At 63.1% G+C, this 18,998-nt stretch carries 22 protein-coding genes and 1 pseudogene; 13 read left to right on the forward strand and 10 right to left on the reverse strand.

The annotated features are described in order from the left end of the window. Positions 1 to 79: 79 nt before the first annotated feature. Positions 80 to 406, forward strand: a complete 327-nt coding sequence (gene sutA / locus F8N82_RS25565; RefSeq protein ID WP_038998069.1) for a transcriptional regulator SutA — start codon at positions 80 to 82, stop codon at positions 404 to 406. Positions 407 to 462: 56 nt separating this feature from the next. Here the strand turns inward: sutA and F8N82_RS25570 are convergent, their stop codons facing one another. Genes F8N82_RS25570 through lptM form a run of 6 tightly spaced genes read right to left on the reverse strand, consistent with a single transcriptional unit; the run spans position 463 to position 5,034 of the window. Beyond that, positions 463 to 1,158, reverse strand: a complete 696-nt coding sequence (locus F8N82_RS25570) for an HAD family hydrolase (RefSeq protein WP_038998070.1) — start codon at positions 1,156 to 1,158, stop codon at positions 463 to 465. Next, positions 1,155 to 2,054 (reverse strand): tyrosine recombinase XerC, encoded by a 900-nt coding sequence (gene xerC / locus F8N82_RS25575; protein WP_038998071.1) that lies wholly within the window; start codon positions 2,052 to 2,054, stop codon positions 1,155 to 1,157. The genes F8N82_RS25570 and xerC overlap by 4 nt, the downstream gene beginning before the upstream one ends. Continuing rightward, complete coding sequence (locus tag F8N82_RS25580; protein ID WP_038998072.1) at positions 2,054 to 2,791, reverse strand: DUF484 family protein; 738 nt, start codon at positions 2,789 to 2,791, stop codon at positions 2,054 to 2,056. Before F8N82_RS25580 ends, xerC begins: the two co-directional genes overlap by 1 nt. Positions 2,792 to 2,804: 13 nt before the next feature. Further along, a complete protein-coding gene (gene dapF, locus F8N82_RS25585; protein ID WP_038998073.1) occupies positions 2,805 to 3,635 on the reverse strand; it encodes a diaminopimelate epimerase in 831 nt (276 codons plus the stop codon). Positions 3,636 to 3,639: 4 nt separating this feature from the next. Next, complete coding sequence (gene lysA / locus F8N82_RS25590; protein WP_038998075.1) at positions 3,640 to 4,887, reverse strand: diaminopimelate decarboxylase; 1,248 nt, start codon at positions 4,885 to 4,887, stop codon at positions 3,640 to 3,642. Between the two features lie 9 nt (positions 4,888 to 4,896). Further along, complete coding sequence (lptM, locus tag F8N82_RS25595; RefSeq protein WP_038998077.1) at positions 4,897 to 5,034, reverse strand: LPS translocon maturation chaperone LptM; 138 nt, start codon at positions 5,032 to 5,034, stop codon at positions 4,897 to 4,899. Between the two features lie 195 nt (positions 5,035 to 5,229). Between lptM and cyaY the strand changes: the two genes are divergently transcribed. From cyaY to rnk, 3 genes are all read left to right on the forward strand, one after another. Beyond that, positions 5,230 to 5,562: an iron donor protein CyaY gene (cyaY, locus tag F8N82_RS25600; RefSeq protein ID WP_038998079.1), complete on the forward strand. Its 333-nt coding sequence runs from the start codon at positions 5,230 to 5,232 to the stop codon at positions 5,560 to 5,562. Beyond that, a complete protein-coding gene (locus F8N82_RS25605) occupies positions 5,562 to 5,783 on the forward strand; it encodes a DUF1289 domain-containing protein (protein WP_038998080.1) in 222 nt (73 codons plus the stop codon). Before cyaY ends, F8N82_RS25605 begins: the two co-directional genes overlap by 1 nt. A gap of 133 nt (positions 5,784 to 5,916) precedes the next feature. Further along, positions 5,917 to 6,336 (forward strand): nucleoside diphosphate kinase regulator, encoded by a 420-nt coding sequence (gene rnk / locus F8N82_RS25610; protein ID WP_038998081.1) that lies wholly within the window; start codon positions 5,917 to 5,919, stop codon positions 6,334 to 6,336. 3 nt (positions 6,337 to 6,339) lie between these two features. Here rnk and F8N82_RS25615 read toward each other — a convergent pair whose 3' ends face one another. The 3 genes from F8N82_RS25615 to F8N82_RS25625 form a co-directional block, all read right to left on the reverse strand. Then, the gene (locus tag F8N82_RS25615; RefSeq protein WP_038998083.1) at positions 6,340 to 9,186 is read right to left on the reverse strand and encodes a class I adenylate cyclase; all 2,847 of its coding nucleotides are present in this window, start codon (positions 9,184 to 9,186) and stop codon (positions 6,340 to 6,342) included. Between the two features lie 161 nt (positions 9,187 to 9,347). Then, a complete protein-coding gene (locus tag F8N82_RS25620) occupies positions 9,348 to 9,593 on the reverse strand; it encodes a TIGR02647 family protein (RefSeq protein ID WP_038998084.1) in 246 nt (81 codons plus the stop codon). 63 nt (positions 9,594 to 9,656) lie between these two features. Beyond that, positions 9,657 to 9,962: a hypothetical protein gene (locus tag F8N82_RS25625; RefSeq protein WP_038998086.1), complete on the reverse strand. Its 306-nt coding sequence runs from the start codon at positions 9,960 to 9,962 to the stop codon at positions 9,657 to 9,659. A gap of 146 nt (positions 9,963 to 10,108) precedes the next feature. Between F8N82_RS25625 and F8N82_RS25630 the strand changes: the two genes are divergently transcribed. Further along, positions 10,109 to 10,771: a glutathione S-transferase gene (locus F8N82_RS25630; protein ID WP_038998087.1), complete on the forward strand. Its 663-nt coding sequence runs from the start codon at positions 10,109 to 10,111 to the stop codon at positions 10,769 to 10,771. A 118-nt stretch (positions 10,772 to 10,889) separates the two neighbouring features. After that, positions 10,890 to 11,570, forward strand: a complete 681-nt coding sequence (locus tag F8N82_RS25635; protein WP_038998088.1) for a glutathione S-transferase family protein — start codon at positions 10,890 to 10,892, stop codon at positions 11,568 to 11,570. A 17-nt stretch (positions 11,571 to 11,587) separates the two neighbouring features. Here F8N82_RS25635 and argH read toward each other — a convergent pair whose 3' ends face one another. Continuing rightward, a complete protein-coding gene (gene argH, locus F8N82_RS25640; protein WP_038998089.1) occupies positions 11,588 to 12,982 on the reverse strand; it encodes an argininosuccinate lyase in 1,395 nt (464 codons plus the stop codon). A 221-nt stretch (positions 12,983 to 13,203) separates the two neighbouring features. On the opposite strand from argH, the pseudogene F8N82_RS25645 reads away from it, so the two are divergent. From F8N82_RS25645 to F8N82_RS25675, 7 genes and pseudogenes are all read left to right on the forward strand, one after another. Further along, positions 13,204 to 13,311, forward strand: a pseudogene (locus tag F8N82_RS25645) (sensor histidine kinase); the annotation flags it as partial. Next, a complete protein-coding gene (locus F8N82_RS25650; RefSeq protein WP_038998090.1) occupies positions 13,308 to 14,054 on the forward strand; it encodes a LytR/AlgR family response regulator transcription factor in 747 nt (248 codons plus the stop codon). The pseudogene F8N82_RS25645 and the gene F8N82_RS25650, both read left to right, overlap by 4 nt. A gap of 121 nt (positions 14,055 to 14,175) precedes the next feature. Further along, a complete protein-coding gene (gene hemC, locus F8N82_RS25655) occupies positions 14,176 to 15,117 on the forward strand; it encodes a hydroxymethylbilane synthase (protein WP_038998091.1) in 942 nt (313 codons plus the stop codon). Continuing rightward, a complete protein-coding gene (locus F8N82_RS25660; protein WP_038998093.1) occupies positions 15,114 to 15,881 on the forward strand; it encodes a uroporphyrinogen-III synthase in 768 nt (255 codons plus the stop codon). Before hemC ends, F8N82_RS25660 begins: the two co-directional genes overlap by 4 nt. Positions 15,882 to 15,926: 45 nt before the next feature. Further along, positions 15,927 to 17,018, forward strand: a complete 1,092-nt coding sequence (locus F8N82_RS25665; protein ID WP_038998094.1) for a uroporphyrinogen-III C-methyltransferase — start codon at positions 15,927 to 15,929, stop codon at positions 17,016 to 17,018. Then, positions 17,015 to 18,253 (forward strand): heme biosynthesis protein HemY, encoded by a 1,239-nt coding sequence (locus tag F8N82_RS25670; protein ID WP_038998095.1) that lies wholly within the window; start codon positions 17,015 to 17,017, stop codon positions 18,251 to 18,253. Before F8N82_RS25665 ends, F8N82_RS25670 begins: the two co-directional genes overlap by 4 nt. Positions 18,254 to 18,470: 217 nt before the next feature. Beyond that, positions 18,471 to 18,992 (forward strand): disulfide bond formation protein B, encoded by a 522-nt coding sequence (locus F8N82_RS25675; RefSeq protein WP_038998097.1) that lies wholly within the window; start codon positions 18,471 to 18,473, stop codon positions 18,990 to 18,992. Positions 18,993 to 18,998: the final 6 nt, after the last annotated feature.

Genomic DNA, 18,998 nt, shown 5'->3' on the forward strand with positions numbered 1-18,998 from the left:
GAATTTTTTCTGGCAGCTGTCGATTTTCGACGTTGCTGGTCTATAACTAATCTGCTTTTCGCAAGTCATGAGGTAGAACATGAGCGACGACGATCTGGAAACTGACGACCTCGAAGTAGGCGATGAAGACGAAGGCGATGAAGGCCTCGAAGCGGCAGCTGACGATGTAGCTGACGACGGCGGCGACGACAGCCCGGCTCCCGTAGCCAAAGGCAAGTCGAAGTCGGCGGCAGTCTCGGTAGATGACATGCCGAGTATGGAAGCCAAGCAGAAGGAGCGTGATGCCCTGGCCAAGGCTATGGAAGAGTTCCTCTCCCGTGGTGGCAAGGTGCAGGAAGTGGAGGCCAACGTGGTCGCCGATCCGCCCAAGAAGCCGGACAACAAGTACGGTAGCCGCCCTATCTGAGTGGCCCCGTCAGCAAAAAAGCCCGCCGTCGCTGCGGGCTTTTTTGTGTGTGCGGTTCAGCGCCAGCTGTTGAGCAGTTCTGGCAGCTGCGACAGCCGCTGGATCTGCGCATCTGGGCGGTTCTCGGCTTCCCAGGTCTTGCCCTGGGGGTTGAACCAGATCGCCCGCAGGCCGGCGCGCTGGGCCCCGGCAATGTCATCGCCCGGGTGATCGCCGATATGCACGGCAGCGTGGGCGTCGACCTCGCCCTGGCGCAGGGCCTCGAGAAAGGGTTGCGGGTCGGGTTTGCCGATCCCTAAGTCTTCGGCGCACAGGGCGAACTTGAAGTAATCGGCCAGGCCCAGGCGGCGCACATCGGCGTTGCCGTTGGTGACCACGCCCAGGGTGTAGCTGTGCCGCAGGACCTCCAGCACCGGTTGCACCTCGGGGAAGATGTCGATCTGATGGCGGGCGTGCAAGAACACCTCGAAGCCTTCGTTGGCCAGCTCCCGGGCCTTGTTCTCGCTGTAGCCAACCTCTTCCAGGGCATGGAACAGCACACGCCGGCGCAAGGCGCTGATGCGGTGCTTGAGCCCCGGCTCGGCCTGCACCAGGCGCTCACGGATGGCGTACAGGTGCTCGACCGGTACCGCGCCCAGGGTTGGCGCATTGGCCGCCAGCCAGTCGCGCAGGATGGCCTCGGCACTGACGATCACCGGCGCGGTGTCCCACAGGGTGTCGTCGAGGTCGAAGGTGATCAGCTTGATGCTCATGAGTCACTGCCCTTACTGCGTTTGGCCCGGGGATGGGCGCTGTCATAAACGGTGGCCAGGTGCTGGAAGTCCAGATGAGTGTAGATCTGCGTGGTGGCGATGTCGGCATGGCCGAGCATCTCTTGCACGGCGCGCAGGTCCTGGGACGATTCCAGCAGGTGGCTGGCGAAGGAGTGTCGCAACATGTGCGGGTGCAGGTTCTGGCCCAGCTCACGGGCGCCAGCGGCCTGCACGCGCAGCTGGATGGCCCGTGGGCCGAGGCGCCGGCCCTGTTGGCTGACGAACACAGCGCCGTCCTGCGGGCCGCTGCCGGCGCGCAGTGCCAGCCACTGCTCCAGCGCTTCGCGAGCCTTGCGCCCAACCGGCAGCACACGGGTCTTGCTGCCTTTACCGTGTACCTGCACCAGTCCGCCAGGCAGGTCGAGCTGCTCCAGGTTGAGGCTGGTCAGCTCGGACAGGCGCAGGCCGGAGGAGTAGAACAGCTCAAGCATGGCCTGGTCGCGGCGGGCGAGAAATTCATCTTCGACCGCGCCTTCCAGTAGTTGCAGGGCGCGGTCGGTGTCGAGGGTCTTGGGCAGGCGTCGCTCGCCCTTGGGCGCCGACAGGCCGTTGGCCGGGTCGTGGCTGCAGTGGCCTTCGCGGTTGAGGTAGCGGTAGAAGCCACGCACCGCCGAGAGCAGGCGCGCCAGGCTGCGTGAAGACTGGCCCTGATGATGCTGGCGGGCGATCAGTTGGCGCAGGTGCTGGATTTGCAGGGCGTTCCAGCTGTCGATACTGCCCTTGGCGCAGAACGCCAGGACGCTCTCGAGGTCGCGTCGGTAGGCCAACTGGGTGTGTTCGGACACCTGGCGCTCGTTGCGCAAGTGCGCGCAGAAGGCCTCCAGCTGGCGTTCCACTAGCGCACCGGACGCAGGGTCTGGGTATGGCGCGGGACGACCCGGCCCAGCACTTCGGCAATGTAGCTGAGGAACAGGGTGCCGACGGTGCTCTTGTAATGCTGCGGATCGCGGCTACCGATCGCCAGCACGCCGTGCAGGCCCTGATGATTGAGGGTAGCGACGGCGCTGGAGCCGACTTCCTTGCGCTGCTCTTCGCCGAACAGAAAGTCCAGCTCGTGATCACGCAGGTTGCCGCTGACCGTCTTGCCGGCGCACAACAGGCCGCCAATGGCTTGCTGGGCGTCAGAGCTGTTGACCCAGCGGCCGACCGGTGCAGCGGTTTCGCCGAACAGAATCAGGCTGACAAAGGGCACCTTGAATTCCTGGCGCAGGCTGTCTTCGACGGCCATGACCACGCTTTCGAGGCTGTCGGCATCGAGCAGGTCGAGGATCAGCCGGCGGGTTTTGTCGAACAGCCGGTCGTTGTCACGGGCCACGTCCATCAGTTGCGAAAGGCGGTGGCGCATTTCGATATTGCGGTCGCGCAGCAGCTTGAGCTGGCGCTCGACCAGCGACACGGTATCGCCGCGCTGATGGGGGATGTGCAGCTCGCTGAGCAGTTCGTCGTGTTCGGCAAAGAACGTCGGGTTGTCGCGCAGGTAGGCAACCACGGCCTCAGCCCCGAGGTTGGGCGTCGAGCCCTCGGCGCCAAGGTCGGTGGGCTGGTCGGCGGGAGCCTGGGGCTGATCGGTCATGGCTGGCACTCATTCATAGACGAACCTGTCCTTCAAACACGCGTACGGCGGGGCCGGTCATCAGTACCGGTTGGCCCGGGCCTGCCCATTCGATGGACAGGCGCCCACCCGGCAGGTCGATCAACAGCGGTGAATCCATCCAGCCCTGGCTGATCGCCGCCACGGCAGCGGCGCAGGCACCGGTACCGCAGGCCTGGGTTTCGCCAGCGCCACGTTCCCACACCCGCAGTTGCGCGCGGTGACGGTCGATGACCTGGATGAAACCGACATTGACCCGCTGCGGGAAGCGCGGGTGATGTTCGATCTGCGGGCCCAGTTCGTGCACCGGGGCGGCGTTGATGTCGGTTACCCGCAGTACCGCATGGGGGTTGCCCATCGATACGGCCGCAAGCTCCACAGTACGCCCGCCGACCTCAAGCGGGTAGCTCAGGGCCTGGGCCGGCGCCTCGAACGGGATCTCGGCCGGCACCAGCCGCGGCGGGCCCATGTCGACGCTGATCTGCCCGTCGTTGCGCACGTCCAGCTCGATGATGCCGCCCTTGGTTTCGACGCGGATGCGTTTTTTCGCGGTCAGGCGTTTGTCCAGCACGAAGCGCGCAAAGCAGCGCGCACCGTTGCCGCACTGTTCAACCTCGGAGCCGTCGGCGTTGAAGATCCGGTAGCGGAAATCCACTTCCGGATTGCTCGGCGCCTCGACGATCAGCAACTGGTCGAAGCCGATGCCGGTGTGGCGGTCGCCCCATTGCTTGGCGTGCTTGGGCAAAATGTGCGCATGCTGGCTGACCAGGTCGAGGACCATGAAGTCGTTGCCCAGCCCATGCATCTTGGTAAAACGCAGCAGCATGGGTTTACTCCGGCAGCAGGCTTTCGCCGGCGAACAACTCGGCCACGGTTTCGCGACGACGCACTTCGAAGGCCTGGTCGCCATCGACCAGCACCTCGGCACAACGACCACGGGTGTTGTAGTTCGAGCTCATGACAAAACCATAGGCGCCCGCCGAGTGCACCGCCAGCAAGTCGTCTTCGGCCAGGTTCAGCTGGCGCTCTTTGGCGAGGAAGTCACCGGTTTCGCAGATCGGCCCGACGATGTCGTAGGTACGGCCTTCACCGGCACGCGGCTGCACCGCGGTGACGTTCATCCAGGCCTGGTACAGGGCCGGGCGGATCAGGTCGTTCATCGCCGCATCGACGATGGCGAAGTCCTTGTGCTCGGTGTGCTTGAGGTACTCGACCTGGGTCAGCAGCACGCCGGCGTTGGCGACGATGTAGCGGCCGGGCTCGAACACCAGGGCCAGGTCGCGGTCACCGACGCGCTCGCGGATGGCCTTGATGTAGTCGCCGGCCAGCGGTGGCTCTTCGTCGCGATAGCGCACGCCGACACCGCCACCCAGGTCCAGGTGACGCAGGAGGATGCCGCAGTCGCCGAGGCGGTCGATCAGCGCCAGCAGGCGGTCGAGGGCATCGAGGAAGGGTTCCAGGGTGGTCAGCTGCGAGCCGATATGGCAGTCGACGCCGACCACTTCCAGGTTCGGCAGTTGTGCGGCGCGGATGTACACCTCTTCGGCATCGGCGATGGCGATACCAAACTTGTTTTCTTTCAGGCCCGTGGAAATGTACGGGTGGGTGCCGGCGTCGACGTCCGGGTTGACCCGCAGCGAAACCGGCGCGCGTACGCCCATTTCGGCGGCCACCACCTGCAAGCGCTCAAGCTCGTCGGTGGATTCGACGTTGAAGCAGTGCACGCCGACTTCCAGGGCACGGCGCATGTCTTCGCGGGTCTTGCCGACGCCGGAGAACACCACCCGATCGGCACGCCCGCCAGCGGCCAGGACCCGCTCCAGCTCACCGCCGGAAACGATGTCGAAACCTGCGCCCAGGCGGGCCAACAGGTTCAGCACGCCGAGGTTGGAGTTGGCCTTGACGGCGAAGCACACCAGGTGCGAAACACCCTCCAGGGCATCGGCGTAGCTACGGTACTGGGCCTCGATGTGGGCGCGCGAGTAGACGTAGGTGGGCGTGCCGAAACGTTCGGCGATGGCCGACAGGGCCACGCCTTCCGCGAACAGCTCACCGTCGCGGTAGTTGAAAGCGTCCATGGGTTACCCTTACTGGTGCTTGTGCGATTGCGACTTTTGACCGTCTTTGCTTTCGTCTGGCAGGTACAGCGGGCCCTTCTGGCCGCAGGCGGAAACGAGGCAGGCAACCGCGACGAGCGCCGCGAGGGTGGAGATCAGGCGCTTCATGGCGTAATCCTTTGTAATAAGCAGTATTGCGCCCGAGTATACCGAGCGCCCGGCCCCTTGCCTATGCAGGCAGCCCGCCGTCGGGCGGGGTGGTGGCTGCGCCGGCGGGCGCAGGTCGGTATCCTTTGCATTCGGCGCGCCGCGCTCGTATCTTGCCCGGCTTGCGTGTGTGCAGACATTTTTGAGGTTCTTGCAATGAGTTTGACCGAAGCGCGTTTTCACGACCTGGTCGACGCGACCCAACAGGCCCTGGAAGACCTGTTCGACGAGACTGACCTGGATCTGGACATGGAGAACTCGGCAGGGGTCCTGACCATCAAGTTCGACAACGGCAGCCAGCTGATCTTCAGCCGTCAGGAGCCGCTGCGCCAACTGTGGCTGGCCGACAGGTCCGGTGGTTTCCACTTCGACTACGACGAGCAGAACGGCAAGTGGACCTGCGAAAAGAGCGGAGAGCTGCTGGGCGAAATGCTCGAGCGCATCGTCTGGGAGCGAGCGGGTGAAAAGCTCGATTTCGACGACATCTGATGAGCAGTGCAGCCAAGCCGGCCAAGCCGCTCTACAGCAATGTCAGCCCGGCAGTGCCGTCGCCGTGCATCAGCACCTGCCGGCTGGATGAGCACAAGGTCTGTATCGGTTGCTTGCGTCATGTCGAGGACATTCGCCAGTGGCGCGCGGCCGATGATGAGCAGCGTCGGCAGATCTGCCGCGAGGCGCTGGCGCGTCGACAGCTGGCCGGGTTGGCATAGACCCTGCGGGTATTGTGTATTTACTTGGCTGTGGTAGTGTCGAACGTACTTCGGCTGTGCCGAATTCCTGCAAACCCCGCCCTTGGGCGGGGTTTTGCTTTGTATCGCCCAGAAAAAGGAGTCTGACCGGATCATGAGCACCAAGCCTTCCATTATCGTCACCCGATTGGACGTACAGCGTCTCGAGCGTCTGATCGACAGCCTCGATGAGAAGACGCAGGAGTCGCCGGGTGTGCTCGCCTTGCAGGACGAGCTCGACCGCGCCGAAACGGTCGGTCACGAGGAAGTTCCGGCCGGTGTCGTGACCATGAACTCCCGGGTTCATTGCCGCGAAGAAGCCAGCGGCAAGGACTACCACTTGACCCTGGTCTACCCCAAAGACGCCAACGCTGACGAAGGCAAGATTTCCATCCTCGCCCCGATCGGCAGCGCGCTGCTGGGCTTGTCGGTGGGTGAGCAGATCGACTGGCCTGCCCCGGGCGGCAAGACCCTCAAGCTGAAACTGCTCGAAGTCGAGTACCAGCCAGAAGCCGCTGGCGACTTCGACCTCTAAGCCTCAAGCCTGCGCCAGGGCCTCGTTGAGCGCCCGCTCCAGTTCGCCCTTGTAGCGCAGGTAGAGAATGCTCGAACCCAGGCCGTCGGCCAACAGGCCGGACAGGTCCAGGTCGGTGATGTAGCAGCGGTAGCGCTCGGCCTCGCGGCGCTGCTCGATGATCTCGCCGGCGACCACTGCGTACAGCTGGTCGCCATGCTCGAGCTGGGAAAACTCCCGCTGATTGCAGTACAGCGTGACTTGCACGTCGTCGCTCGCGCCTGCCTGTAAAATTGCCTGCACTTCGTAATACGGGCGGTCGATGGCCCTGACCTCGACCTGGCGTGTTTCTACCTGGCGAACCTTGCCGGTGCCTGATGGCAACAATTGGTAATAAAGAATATCCAGCGAGCCTTGGCCCTGCAGATTGTCCAGCGGCAGGCGCGCTTCGCGGCGAAATACGATCGATTGCAAAAAGCGCTGCAACGGCAGCAGCAGGCTGTTTTCATCGTGAAACGGCAGGCGCTGCTGCCACAGGGCATTGTGCTCATCGAGTACATAGACATCCGCCCAGGCGTCCTGCACTCGATAAAACAACTGGATGCACTGTGGCTGCCCCAACGGCAGCACCTGAGATAGGTCCAGCTCCTGCAGGGCATTGGCGTCCAGGTGCAGGGGGCTGTAATCGCCGCGTTCTTCACCGAGATAGCGCAGCACCACGTCCTGATCGTCGAATGTCACCAGATTTACCGCACCGCTTTGCAGTTCCAGTACATGGGTGTGCTGCTCAACCTGCAACAGGTAGCGGTGGTTGAGGTTCTGCGCCAGCAGCGCCTGGGTGCTAGCGAACACGTCCTCGACCCGCAGGGCGATGGCCTGGGCTCTGTTGTGGCAGAAACAGCGCACCCGCAGCCTGGGCGTGTGGCCGGTGTCGAGGCTGTTGAGGTAATCACGCAGGCAGCGCAGCAGGGCATGTTCGCCGTCGTAGCGGTGCACCTGTACTTCGTTCCAGCTGTTGAGGGTGATCTGGTCGAGGGTCAGCACCAGGTTTTCGCGCACCCCGGCATAACTCAGCGAATCGGTGCGTTCGGTGGTCATCAGGATGTTCAGGTCGCGGTGGTGCTGCAACGGGTCGATGCCGACGTTGACCAGCAACAGGATCTCGTCCGCCACGCTCGGTTGCAGCAGGCGCTGTTCGCTGACCACCGGCAGGGGCAGGGCGACGCTCTGTTGCAGGCTGCCGAGCAGGTTGAACAGCTCGTATTCGCTTAGGTCGCTGCTGCCCGGGTGCAGGGCCAGGCGCGTGCTGCTGTCGATCACGCTGTTGCGGTGGGCCCAGGCCAGCAGTTCGAGCAGTTCGCGGCAGCGCTTGATCGGCGCAAAGTGCTCCCATTCGTGTACGCCCAGGTTGCCGTTGTACAGGCCCCAGTGGGTTTGCCCGGGTTCTTTGCGGTTGGGTGACTGGACCAGGGTCAGGGTGTCTTCGGCCAGGTCCGGGGCAATACCCGGGTTGATGAACTCGACCTTGCCGGCACGTCGTTCGAAGGCGGCGTACAGGCGCCGGCCCAGCACGCTGAGGTCGCGCTGGTCGATGCGGCTGATGGCGTTCTGGCTGCGGGCGAACTGGCAGAGGAAGCGGTAGCTGTAGTTAAGTTCGGCCACCAGCTCGCGGCGTTCGACCGTCACCTGGCGGACTTTCCACTGGCTGCGGCTGTCGAGCAGCGCCAGCTGACGCTCGTCCCAGCCCCATTCCTGGCTCAGGCGCTGCAGCAGGTCACGCTGCCAGCTGGCGTTGCGCTGGCGGCCCAGGCCGCTGAGTTTCTTGTTCACCTTCAGGTACAGGCTGCGCCGCACCAGCTCCAGCCGCTCACGTTCGCCGCGGCCTTGCAGGTACTGCTCGATGCGCCGGTAGACCATCATGTACGGGTCGAGCTCGTCGAGGCCGAGGCGATTGCTGAACACCGCCTGCTTGAACTGCAGGCTCAGGCACTGCACCTGCGGGTGTTCGCTGGCGTAGACCTCGGTGAGCAGCAGTTTGAGCACTGACTTGTAGGGCGATTCGATGCCTTTGAACAGCTGCCAGAGGCCGGCGCCGACGAACTCGCCCGGCGGGATGTGCGCCAGGTGGCCGAGGTCGAGGTTGTCTTCGGCGCGCACGAAGCGCTTGGACAGCAGGGTATCGATGTATTGCTGGTAGCGTGGCTCTTCATAGACCGGCACCAGCCACCACAAGGGCGTACGTCCGGCGAGCCAGATCGCGGTGCGGTAGAACTCGTCGAGCAGCAGGTAATGCTGGGTGGTGCCGCAGTCATCGGAGCTGAGCTGGCCGTCGCGCTCGCCCTGGACGAAGCTTTGCGGCTCGATCAGGAACAGGTGGGCTTCGGCGCCCTGGCTGGCGGCCCAGATTTCCAGCAGCAGGCATTTTTTGCGCAGCTCTGCCAGTTCGCTTTCGCCCAGGTCGGCGGTGTGACACACCCAGACGTCCATATCGCTTTGCTCGGCTTGGGCCAGGGTGCCCAGGCTGCCCATCAGGTACAGGCCGTGAATCGGCTGGGGCGGGTTGCCGCGTTTGGCCTTGTACGAGAACGAGCGAGTCAGCCGTTGGGCTTCGGCCAGCAGTTGGGCATCGGGCTCGAAATTGGCCACGCCTGCAGGTGTATTGCCGGAGACATAACCGGGCAGCAGCGGGTGATTGACGTGAAAAAACAGCGGCAGCAAGGTCAAAACCTGCTGTTGACGGCTCGACAACCCGTCCATGGCCCGCCCCAGCCGACCCTGGTTGAGCGTCAGAAAGCGTTGGCGCAGCTGGCTGAGCACCTTGCGGTCAATGCCCTGGTCGAGGTCGGGGCGAATTTCGTGGGGGTGGTTCATGGCGAGCTAAAACCGGCCGTCTGGGGAGCAATGGCGAGTTTAAGCTATTTTGATTTTGACGCCATTTTATTAGCGGTGAATGCATCGCGGGGCAAGTCGAGTCGTCGCACCGCCGCTCCCGCCAAGCCGGTAGGAGCGGGCTTGCCCCGCGATTGCAGTTATCAGGCAGGTTGAGCGACTTTGAGGATGGTCAGCAACTTCTGCACGTTCTCGGCAGCATCGTGCCCAAGACTGGTCAGGTAACCGCCATCGGGCTGGTCGGTGAGCTTTTTCTCGAACAGGCGACGTGCAGCAGCGATCACCTCCTTGGAGGCAGTGTTATGGACCTTGATGCCTTCCTGGCTGCTATCCAGGTTGAACAAGGCAAGGACTTCCAGCTCGGCAATCAGTTCGGGGGTAAACGACATAGAGACTCCGACTTCCAGACAAGGAGGGCAGCACCGTCGCCGGTGCCTGGTTTTGCAGTGTAGTCAGGGAAATCCTGCTTTGCTTCTGTCCTTTTCCGGCGGCAGATCGGGCAAGGCGCGCAAGGCGGTTTCGTACCATTGGGAGTTGAACGCGCGGTCGTCTTCGAGCATCGCGTCAATCTCGTAGGCCAGCACATGGGCCATCAGGTTGAGGATGTCTTCGCGCTCGTAGCCCACCAGGGTCAGCTTGTTGAACGTGGCTTTGGCCGCTGGCGGATTATCGCTTTCGATCTGGTTTTCGATCGCTTCGATCAGAGTCGACTCGGCGAACTCTTCTTCGTCGTTGTCGATATCGGTTGGTTCGCTCATGGGCGCTTTCCTCTTTTGGGGCGTCCAGTTTGCCATGAGCCGGGCGCCAATGCCTTGCTATCGACAATCTCCATGATGCTGGTCAGTACCCGGTACTTGGGTCTATAACAACCCGGCCAACCCCTTTACGGCCTGGAGGCTGTTTCATGCTCAAGCTTCATGGATTTGCGGTCAGCAACTACTACAACATGGTCAAACTGGCGCTGCTGGAAAAGGGCGTGCCGTTTGAAGAGGTGCTGTTTTTCGGCGGCCAGCGCCCCGAAGCGCTGAAGGTCAGCCCGCGCGGCAAGGTCCCGGTGCTGGAGACCGAGCACGGTTTTCTCAGCGAAACCAGCCTGATCCTCGATTACATCGAGCAAACCCAGGCGGGCAAGGCACTGCTGCCGGAAGGGGTGTTCGCCCAGGCCAAGGTCCATGAGCTGGCCAAGGAGATCGAGCTGTACATCGAGTTGCCGGCCCGTGCCTGCTACCCGCAAGCCTTCTTTGGCATGCAGGTGGACGAAGCCATCAAGGCCAAGGCCAAGGATGAACTGCTGGCCGGTATCGCCACCCTCAAGCGCAACGGCAAGTTCAGCCCCTATGTGGCCGGTGACAGCCTGACCATCGCCGACATGCTGTTTTGCTTCAGCGTCGATCTGGCCTATGCCGTGGGCAAGAAAGTGCTGGGTATCGATGTGCTGGAAGACTTCCCGCAAGCTCGCGCGTTGCTGGAACGCTTCAAGAACAACCCGAATGTGCAGAAAATCGCCGCCGACAAGGAGGCGCAGATGCCGGCATTCCTGGAAATGGTGCGTTCGGGCAAGCGCTGAGTCCGTTGGGAGCGAGGCAGAAAAAGAAACGTCCTACGCCGGATAGAGATATGTAGGGCATATTCTTGGCCTGCCTCCTTCTCAATATGCAGGGAAATCACGCGGCTAGGAGGCCGAAATGATCCGACTACACGGATTCTCTGCAAGCAACTACTACAACATGGTCAAGCTCGCCTTGCTGGAGAAGCGCCTGCCGTTCGAGGAGGTGCCTCTGCATGGTTGCCAGAACCCGCAGGTGCTGGCGATCAGCCCTCGCGGCAAAGTGCCGGTGCTGGAAGTGCAGCGGGGCTTTATCAGTGAAACAGACGCCATCCTCGATTTTCTTGAAGAAGCCTGCCCTGATGGTCTGTTGTTGCCGGCCGAGCCGTTCGAGCGGGCGCAAGTTCGCGCTTTGGCCAAGGAAATCGAACTGTATATCGAACTCCCCGCGCGCTACTGCTATGTCGAGGTGTTCTTTGGCGGCAGGGCTACGCCGGAGGCCTTGAAGGCCAAGGCTCGGCGTGATCTGGACAAGGGCTTTGCCGCCCTGGCCCAGCGCGGCTGCTTTGCGCCTTATGTGGCAGGGGAGCGTTTTACCCTGGCCGATCTGTACTTTCTGTACAGCGTCGACCTGGCTCGCCAGGTCGGCCTGCGTCTGTTCGACATCGACTACCTGCAGCCGCTGCCAGGCGCCCGGGCGCTACTTGAGCAACTGAATGAGAAGCCCAATGTGCGCAAGGTGGCGGCAGACAGAGCCGCCGAAATTCCGGCTTTCATGCAGCGCCTGCGAGCTGCAACCCAGTCAGAACTGACCGGGTAGCAGCACGCGACAGGGGCTTAGCGCGCGGCGAGCAGTGCCTTGCCGCGGGCAACCGCAGCGCGTACTTGCGCAGGCGCAGTACCGCCGATGTGGTCACGGGCGTTGACCGAGCCTTCGAGGGTCAGCACGGCGAACACGTCCTGTTCGATCTGGTCGCTGAACTGGCGCAGTTCGTCCAGGCTCATCTCGGCCAGATCCTTGCCAGTGTCGACGCCGTATTTCACCGCATGGCCGACGATTTCGTGGCAGTCACGGAACGGCAGGCCGCGGCGCACCAGGTAGTCGGCCAGGTCGGTGGCGGTGCTGAAGCCGCGCAGGGCTGCTTCGCGCATGATGGCGTGGCGTGGCTTGATCGCCGGGATCATGTCGGCAAAGGCCCGCAGCGAATCGCGCAGGGTGTCGGCGGCGTCGAACAACGGCTCTTTGTCTTCCTGGTTGTCCTTGTTGTAGGCCAGTGGCTGGCCTTTCATCAGGGTCAGCAGGCCGGTCAGGGCGCCAAATACACGGCCAGTTTTGCCGCGTACCAGCTCCGGAACGTCCGGGTTCTTCTTTTGCGGCATGATCGAACTGCCGGTGCAGAAACGATCAGGCAGGTCGATGAACTGGAACTGGGCGCTGGTCCACAGCACCAGCTCTTCGGAGAAGCGCGACAGGTGCATCATTGCCACGCTGGCGGCGGCACAGAACTCGATGGCGAAGTCGCGATCGGAGACGCCATCCAGCGAGTTGCCGGCCACGGCTTCGAAGCCCAGCAGTTGGCAGGTCAGTTCGCGGTCGATCGGGTAGGTGGTGCCGGCCAGCGCCGCGCTGCCCAGGGGCATGCGATTGGTGCGCTTGCGGCAGTCGACCAGGCGCTCATAGTCGCGGCTGAGCATTTCGAACCAGGCCAACAGGTGATGACCGAAGGTCACCGGCTGCGCCGTCTGCAGGTGGGTGAAGCCGGGCATGACGGTTTCGGCTTCGCGCTCGGCCTGCTCCAGCAGGCCCTGCTGCAGGCGGGTGATTTCGGCCAGGATCAGGTCGATTTCATCACGCAGCCACAGGCGAATGTCGGTGGCGACCTGGTCGTTGCGGCTGCGGCCGGTGTGCAGCTTCTTGCCAGTGATGCCGATACGATCGGTCAGGCGTGCTTCGATGTTCATGTGCACGTCTTCAAGGTCGATGCGCCAGTCGAAGTTGCCGGCCTCGATCTCGCCCTGGAGGGTCTTCAGGCCATCGATGATGGTGTCGCGCTCGGCGTCGGTGAGAACGCCGACCTTTGCCAGCATGGTGGCGTGGGCGATCGAACCCATGATGTCGTGGCGGTACAGGCGCTGGTCGAAATTGACGGAGGCGGTGAAACGGGCGACGAAGGCGTCGACGGGCTCACTGAAGCGGCCGCCCCAGGACTGATTGGTCTTGTCGGTGCTCATGGATTCACTCGTTGAAGGCGTGAACGGAAAAAGTGGCGTCGATCATAGCAGGATTGGCGGCCCTGCCGGAGTGCGGCGGTCGGGGCAAATGCGGGTTTATGTCGCAGCACAGGCCCGCGACAACGCGCTTGCAACAGGATATTTATCGATTGAACGGCAGTGTTGCGGCAACCGTCTACAGTTGGACAGAGAGCTCGGCATGTTTCCTGCCGGGCCAGTGAATCTTTAGCCATCGTGCGAGTCTGAGCGTGGATCGCCGTGACGGTCGTCACCTCACCTGTCTACGCTATCCTTGTGCGAGACTCACGCAGGAATCCAGCGCAATATGAATGTCCTGATCGTTGATGACGAACCCCAAGCCCGGGAACGCCTGAGCCGAATGCTCGGCGAACTGGAGGGCTATACCGTGCTGGAGCCCAGCGCCACCAATGGCGAAGAGGCCCTGGCCCTGATCGACAGCCTCAAGCCTGAGGTGGTCCTGCTCGACATTCGCATGCCCGGGCTCGACGGCCTGCAGGTCGCTGCCCGGTTGTGCGAGCGCGAAGCACCGCCTGCGGTGGTGTTTTGCACCGGTGACGATGAGTTCACCGTCGAGTCGTTCAAGGACAGCACCCTGGGCTATGTGCTCAAGCCGGTGCAGCCTGACAGCCTGCGCGACGCCTTGAGAAAGGCCGAACGCCCCAACCGCGTGCAACTGGCGGCCCTGACCCGCCCGGCTGCCGAGAGCGGTAGCGGTCCGCGCAGCCATATCAGCGCCCGCACCCGCAAGGGGATCGAGCTGATTCCCCTCGACCAGGTGATCTATTTCATTGCCGACCACAAATACGTGACCTTGCGCCACGAGTCTGGCGAAGTGCTGCTCGACGAACCGCTCAAGGCGCTGGAAGACGAGTTTGGTGAGCGCTTCGTGCGCATTCACCGCAATGCACTGGTCGCCCGCAACCGTATCGAACGCCTGCAGCGCACGCCGCTGGGGCATTTTCAACTGTTTCTCAAGGGCCTCAATGGCGATGCCCTGATCGTCAGCCGCCGGCACGTGGCCGGTGTCCGCAAAATGATGCAACAGCTTTAAGGACGGGGACCAAGGAGCGGTCGACGGCCAGGGATGGTCGGCTCCTACCATGATTTAGATCTGCTAGCGGCCTGGACTGAGCTGTTATCATCGGGAGAATCTATCTCGTACGGATCGTTCCATGTCCACTCGCGAAATCCGCATTGCCACCCGCAAAAGTGCCCTTGCCCTGTGGCAGGCCGAATATGTCAAAGCCTGTCTGGAACAGGCTCATCCCGGCCTGCTCGTGACCTTGGTGCCAATGGTCAGCCGGGGCGACAAGCTGCTCGACTCGCCGCTGTCGAAAATCGGCGGCAAGGGCTTGTTCGTCAAGGAACTGGAAACCGCGCTGCTGGAGAACCAGGCCGACATCGCCGTGCACTCGATGAAAGACGTGCCGATGGACTTCCCCGAAGGCCTGGGCCTGTTCTGCATCTGCGAGCGCGAGGACCCGCGCGATGCCTTCGTTTCCAACACCTTCGACAGCCTTGAGGCTCTGCCGGCCGGCAGCATCGTCGGCACCTCCAGCCTGCGCCGCCAAGCGCAATTGCTGACCCGCCGCCCAGACCTCGAAATCCGCTTCCTGCGCGGCAACGTCAACACCCGCCTGGCCAAGCTCGATGCCGGTGAGTACGACGCCATTATCCTCGCCGCCGCCGGCCTGATCCGCCTGGGCTTCGAACAGCGCATCACCTCCAGCATCAGTGTCGATGACAGCCTGCCTGCGGGCGGCCAGGGCGCAGTGGGCATCGAATGCCGCAGTGCCGATAGCGAAATCCATGCGCTGCTGGCGCCGCTGCATCACGCCGACACCGCTGACCGGGTCACTGCCGAGCGTGCCCTGAACAAGCACCTCAATGGCGGCTGCCAGGTGCCGATTGCCTGCTACGCGGTGCTCGAAGGCGAGCAACTGTGGCTGCGCGGCCTGGTGGGAGAACCGGCAGGCGGCAAGCTGCTCACGGCTCAGGCCCGGGCACCGCGCCAGGATGCCGAAGCGCTCGGCATCAAGGTCGCCGAAGACCTGCTCGGGCAAGGTGCCGAAGACATTCTCAAGGCGGTCTACGGCGAGGCCGGGCATCCGTGAGCTGCTGGCGCCTGCTGCTGACCCGGCCGGCAGAAGAGTGCACTGCGTTGGCCCGTACGCTTGCCGACCAGGGCGTGTTCAGCAGTAGCCTGCCGTTGCTGGAAACCGAGCCGCTGGCGCTGACGCCAGCGCAGCTTGGCCAGGTGCACGCACTTGACCAGTACTGCGCGATCATCGTCGTCAGCAAGCCGGCGGCGCGCCTGGCGCTTGAACAGTTGAACGCGCACTGGCCGCAGCCACCCGAGCAAGCCTGGTTCAGCGTCGGCGCAGCCACCGCGCAGATACTCGACGACTACGGCCTCAATGTCAGCTATCCAGCGCAAGGCGACGACAGCGAAGCGCTGCTGCAACTGTCGGCGTTGACCGCAGCAATCGAGCGGCCGCAACCACGGGTGCTGATCATCCGTGGCGAAGGCGGCCGCGAGCTGCTCGCTGAACGCCTGGCCGCGCTGGGTGCGCGTGTCGATTACCTCGAGTTGTATCGCCGCTACCTGCCGCATTACCCTGAGGCTACCCTGGCCCGGCGTATTGCCGGGGAACGCCTGAACGGCCTGGTGGTCAGCAGTGGGCAGGGTTTTGAACACTTGCGCCAACTGGCGGGTGAAGACTGGCCACGGCTGGCGCAGCTAACGTTGTTTGTGCCCAGCCCACGGGTAGCGGAACTTGCCCGCGCCAGTGGTGCACAGAATGTAGTGGATTGCCGTGGTGCCAGTGCCACGGCTTTGCTGGCAACATTGCAGGAAACTCCTGCACCAGCCCCCTAAGGCGCTAAGCTCATTGCGACGTGCCGCAAAGCAAAGGATGGATACGTGAGCGAAACTGTCTTGCCCAACGATGAACTGAAGGCCCCAGAGGCTCCTGCGCAAACCCCGGTCGAACCTGCCAAGCGGTCCGGCAATGGTCTGGCAATCCTGGCCTTGCTGCTGGGCGCGGCCGGTGTCGCAGTGGGTGGATGGGGTGTATGGCAGGTTCGCCAGCTCCAGGGTGCCGAGCAGGGGCAGGTGCAGAACCTGCAGTCCCTGAGCGAGCAAACCCGGGCCCTGCAGCAGCGCGAACAGCAGCTTTCTGCGCAACTGGCCGTGCTGCCGCCCGCTTCCGAACTGGAAGACCGTCGGCGTCTGGTCGCCCAGTTGCAGGGTGATCAGCAGCGCTTGAGCCAGCGCCTGGAGACCATCCTCGGCGCCAGCCGCAAGGACTGGCGCCTGGCTGAAGCCGAGCACTTGCTGCGCCTGGCGAGCCTGCGTTTGTCCGCCTTGCAGGACATTGTCAGTGCCCGTGAACTGGTCAAGGGGGCAGACGAAATCCTCCGCGAACAGAGCGACCCGGGTTCGTTTGCCGCCCGTGAGCAACTGGCCAAGAGCCTGGCCACTCTCAACAGCGTCCAGCAGCCCGATCGCACCGGCCTGTTCCTCAAGCTGGCAGCACAGCGCGAGCAAGTGCTGCAGCTCAGCGCGCAGTCGCCGGAGTTCACCAGCAATGCCGATGCGCTGGGTGCCCTGACCGCTGACGGCGACGGCGCCAGCCGCTGGTCACAATGGTGGGCGGAGCTGTCGAAGTACTTCCAGATCGACTTCAACGCTGACGACAATATTCGTCCGTTGCTGGCCGGGCAATCGCTCAACCAACTGCGCCTGGCCCTGAGCCTGACTATCGAGCAAGCCCAATGGGCCGCGCTCAATGGCGAAGCCAAGGTCTATACCCAGGCCCTGGATGATGCCCGTAGCGTGTTGTTGGCCAACTTCAACCCGGACAACCCGCAGAGCCAGGCCATGCTTGCCGCGCTCAATGAACTGGCCGAGCAGCCGGTTGCGGTGGTGGTGCCGGACCTGGCCGACAGCATCAGCGCCGTTCAAGCTTACCTTGAGCGCCGGCATCTGCCGGTCGAGGAGGCCAAGCCATGAAACGCGTCTACTTGCTGGCGGTGTTGGCCATTGCTGTTGCCGCCGCGCTCGGCATCGCGATCGCCAAGCACAGTGGGTATGTGCTGATCTCCTACGGCAGCTTTCGCTATCAGTCTGGCCTGTGGGCAGCGCTGGCGGCGCTGGCCGGGATCATCCTGGCCTTGCTGCTGGTGCGCTACCTGGTCGGCCTGGTACTGACGTCAGGCGGGGTGGTCAATCCCTGGTCGCGGCGTAACCGCAGCCGCCGCACCCAACTGGCCATTGAACAAGGTCAACTGGACCTTGCCGAAGGACGCTGGGCCAGCGCTCAGCGTCATCTGCATCGCGCTGCCGAAGCCGAGCGCCAACCGTTGCTGTATTACCTAGGCGCCGCCCGGGCTGCCAACGAACTGGGCCGCAGCGAAGACAGCGACAACCTGCTCGAGCGCGCGCTGGAGCGTCAGCCCGAAGCGGAACTGGCCATTGCCCTGAGCCACGCGCAGTTGCAGATGGACCGCGGTGACAGCGACGCAGCCCTGGTAACCCTGCAGGCCATGCAGGAGCGCCATCCGCATAACGTTCAGGTGTTGCGCCTGTTGCAGCGGCTGTATCGCGAGCGTGGCGACTGGTCGGCACTGATCCGTCTGCTGCCCGAGCTGCGCAAGGACAAAGTGCTGCCGGCGCCGGAGCTTGCCGAGCTGGAACGCCGTGCCTGGGGCGAGAACCTGAGCCTGGCGGCCAGCCGCGAAGGTGATGAACAGACCGCCCGGCAATCCCTTGAGCGTGCCTGGCAGCAACTTACCGCCGCGCAGCGTCAGGAACCGCAACTGGTGCTGGCCTATGCCGAGCAGTTGCGTCAGCTGGGTGCCGAAAGCGAGGCCGAGCAAGCCTTGCGCACCGCGCTCAAGCGTCAGTACGAAAGCCACCTCGCCAGGTTGTACGGGCTGGTGCGTGGCGGCGATCCGGCGCGCCAGCTGCAAACCGCCGAAGGCTGGCTCAAGGACCATCCCGACGACCCCAGCCTGCTGCTGACCCTGGGCCGCCTGAGCCTGCAGAACCGCCTGTGGGGCAAAGCTCGGGATTATCTTGAAAGCAGCCTGCGGGTGCAGCGCAACCCAGAGGCGTGCGCCGAACTCGCACGGTTGTTGGCTGGCCTGGGTGATACTGAGCGCAGCAATCAGCTATTTCAGGAAGGCCTGGGTATGCTTGATGAGCGGTTACTGGCATTGCCCCTGCCTGAGGCTGTTCGAGCTTGAAGCACCCATGGACGCGCCGCAAATCGCGCGTCCATGGGCTTGAGTTAGTTTTCTGCGCTTGGTTGGTAAATATTCCTGCAAATTTCTAAGCATTTTTCTTGCTGAACTTGGGATGCTTCCCTTGTTGATCTGCGAGTTGTCCTGACTGTCCTGCCTTGATGCAGGCTGCGCCTTTCCTCTACCGTTATCGCCTGTCTATTCCGCTTCTGGACTTGCCATGTTGTTGGCCCGTTTGCGTACACTTTTCTTTCCGGCGTTGCTGGTATCGGTACTGGTCCAGGCGGCCGCTTTCTACCTGGAATTCGGCATGGGCCTGGTGCCATGCCCGTTGTGCTACAGCCAGCGCTTGTTCCTGGGGGCTTTTGCCCTGGTCTGCCTGTGTGCGGTGGTGCATTCTCCGGGGCGTTTGGGCACCCGCATCTATGCCGCCCTGGCGCTTTTCTGTGCCACAGGTGGGGCGCTGCTGGCTGCCCGGCATGTCTGGCTGCAAGGCAATCCGGCGTTGTCGAGCATCGAGTGCCAGCCGGCTTTTGATTATGTGATCGAGAGCATGCCCATGGTGCAGGTCATCAAGGCGATGGTGGCCGGCAGTGCTGATTGCGTGCCAATCAACTGGAGTTTCCTGGATCTTACCCTGCCAGAATGGAGCTTGTTGTCCTTCGTTTTGCTGGCGACCTTGCCAATTGTTCGTCTGCTCGGGCTCGGACGCCCGCTGTTCAGTCGGGCAGGCAAATGCTGAGGCTTT

Source organism: Pseudomonas fluorescens (genome assembly GCF_902497775.2).
Taxonomy (GTDB): domain Bacteria; phylum Pseudomonadota; class Gammaproteobacteria; order Pseudomonadales; family Pseudomonadaceae; genus Aquipseudomonas; species Aquipseudomonas putida_F.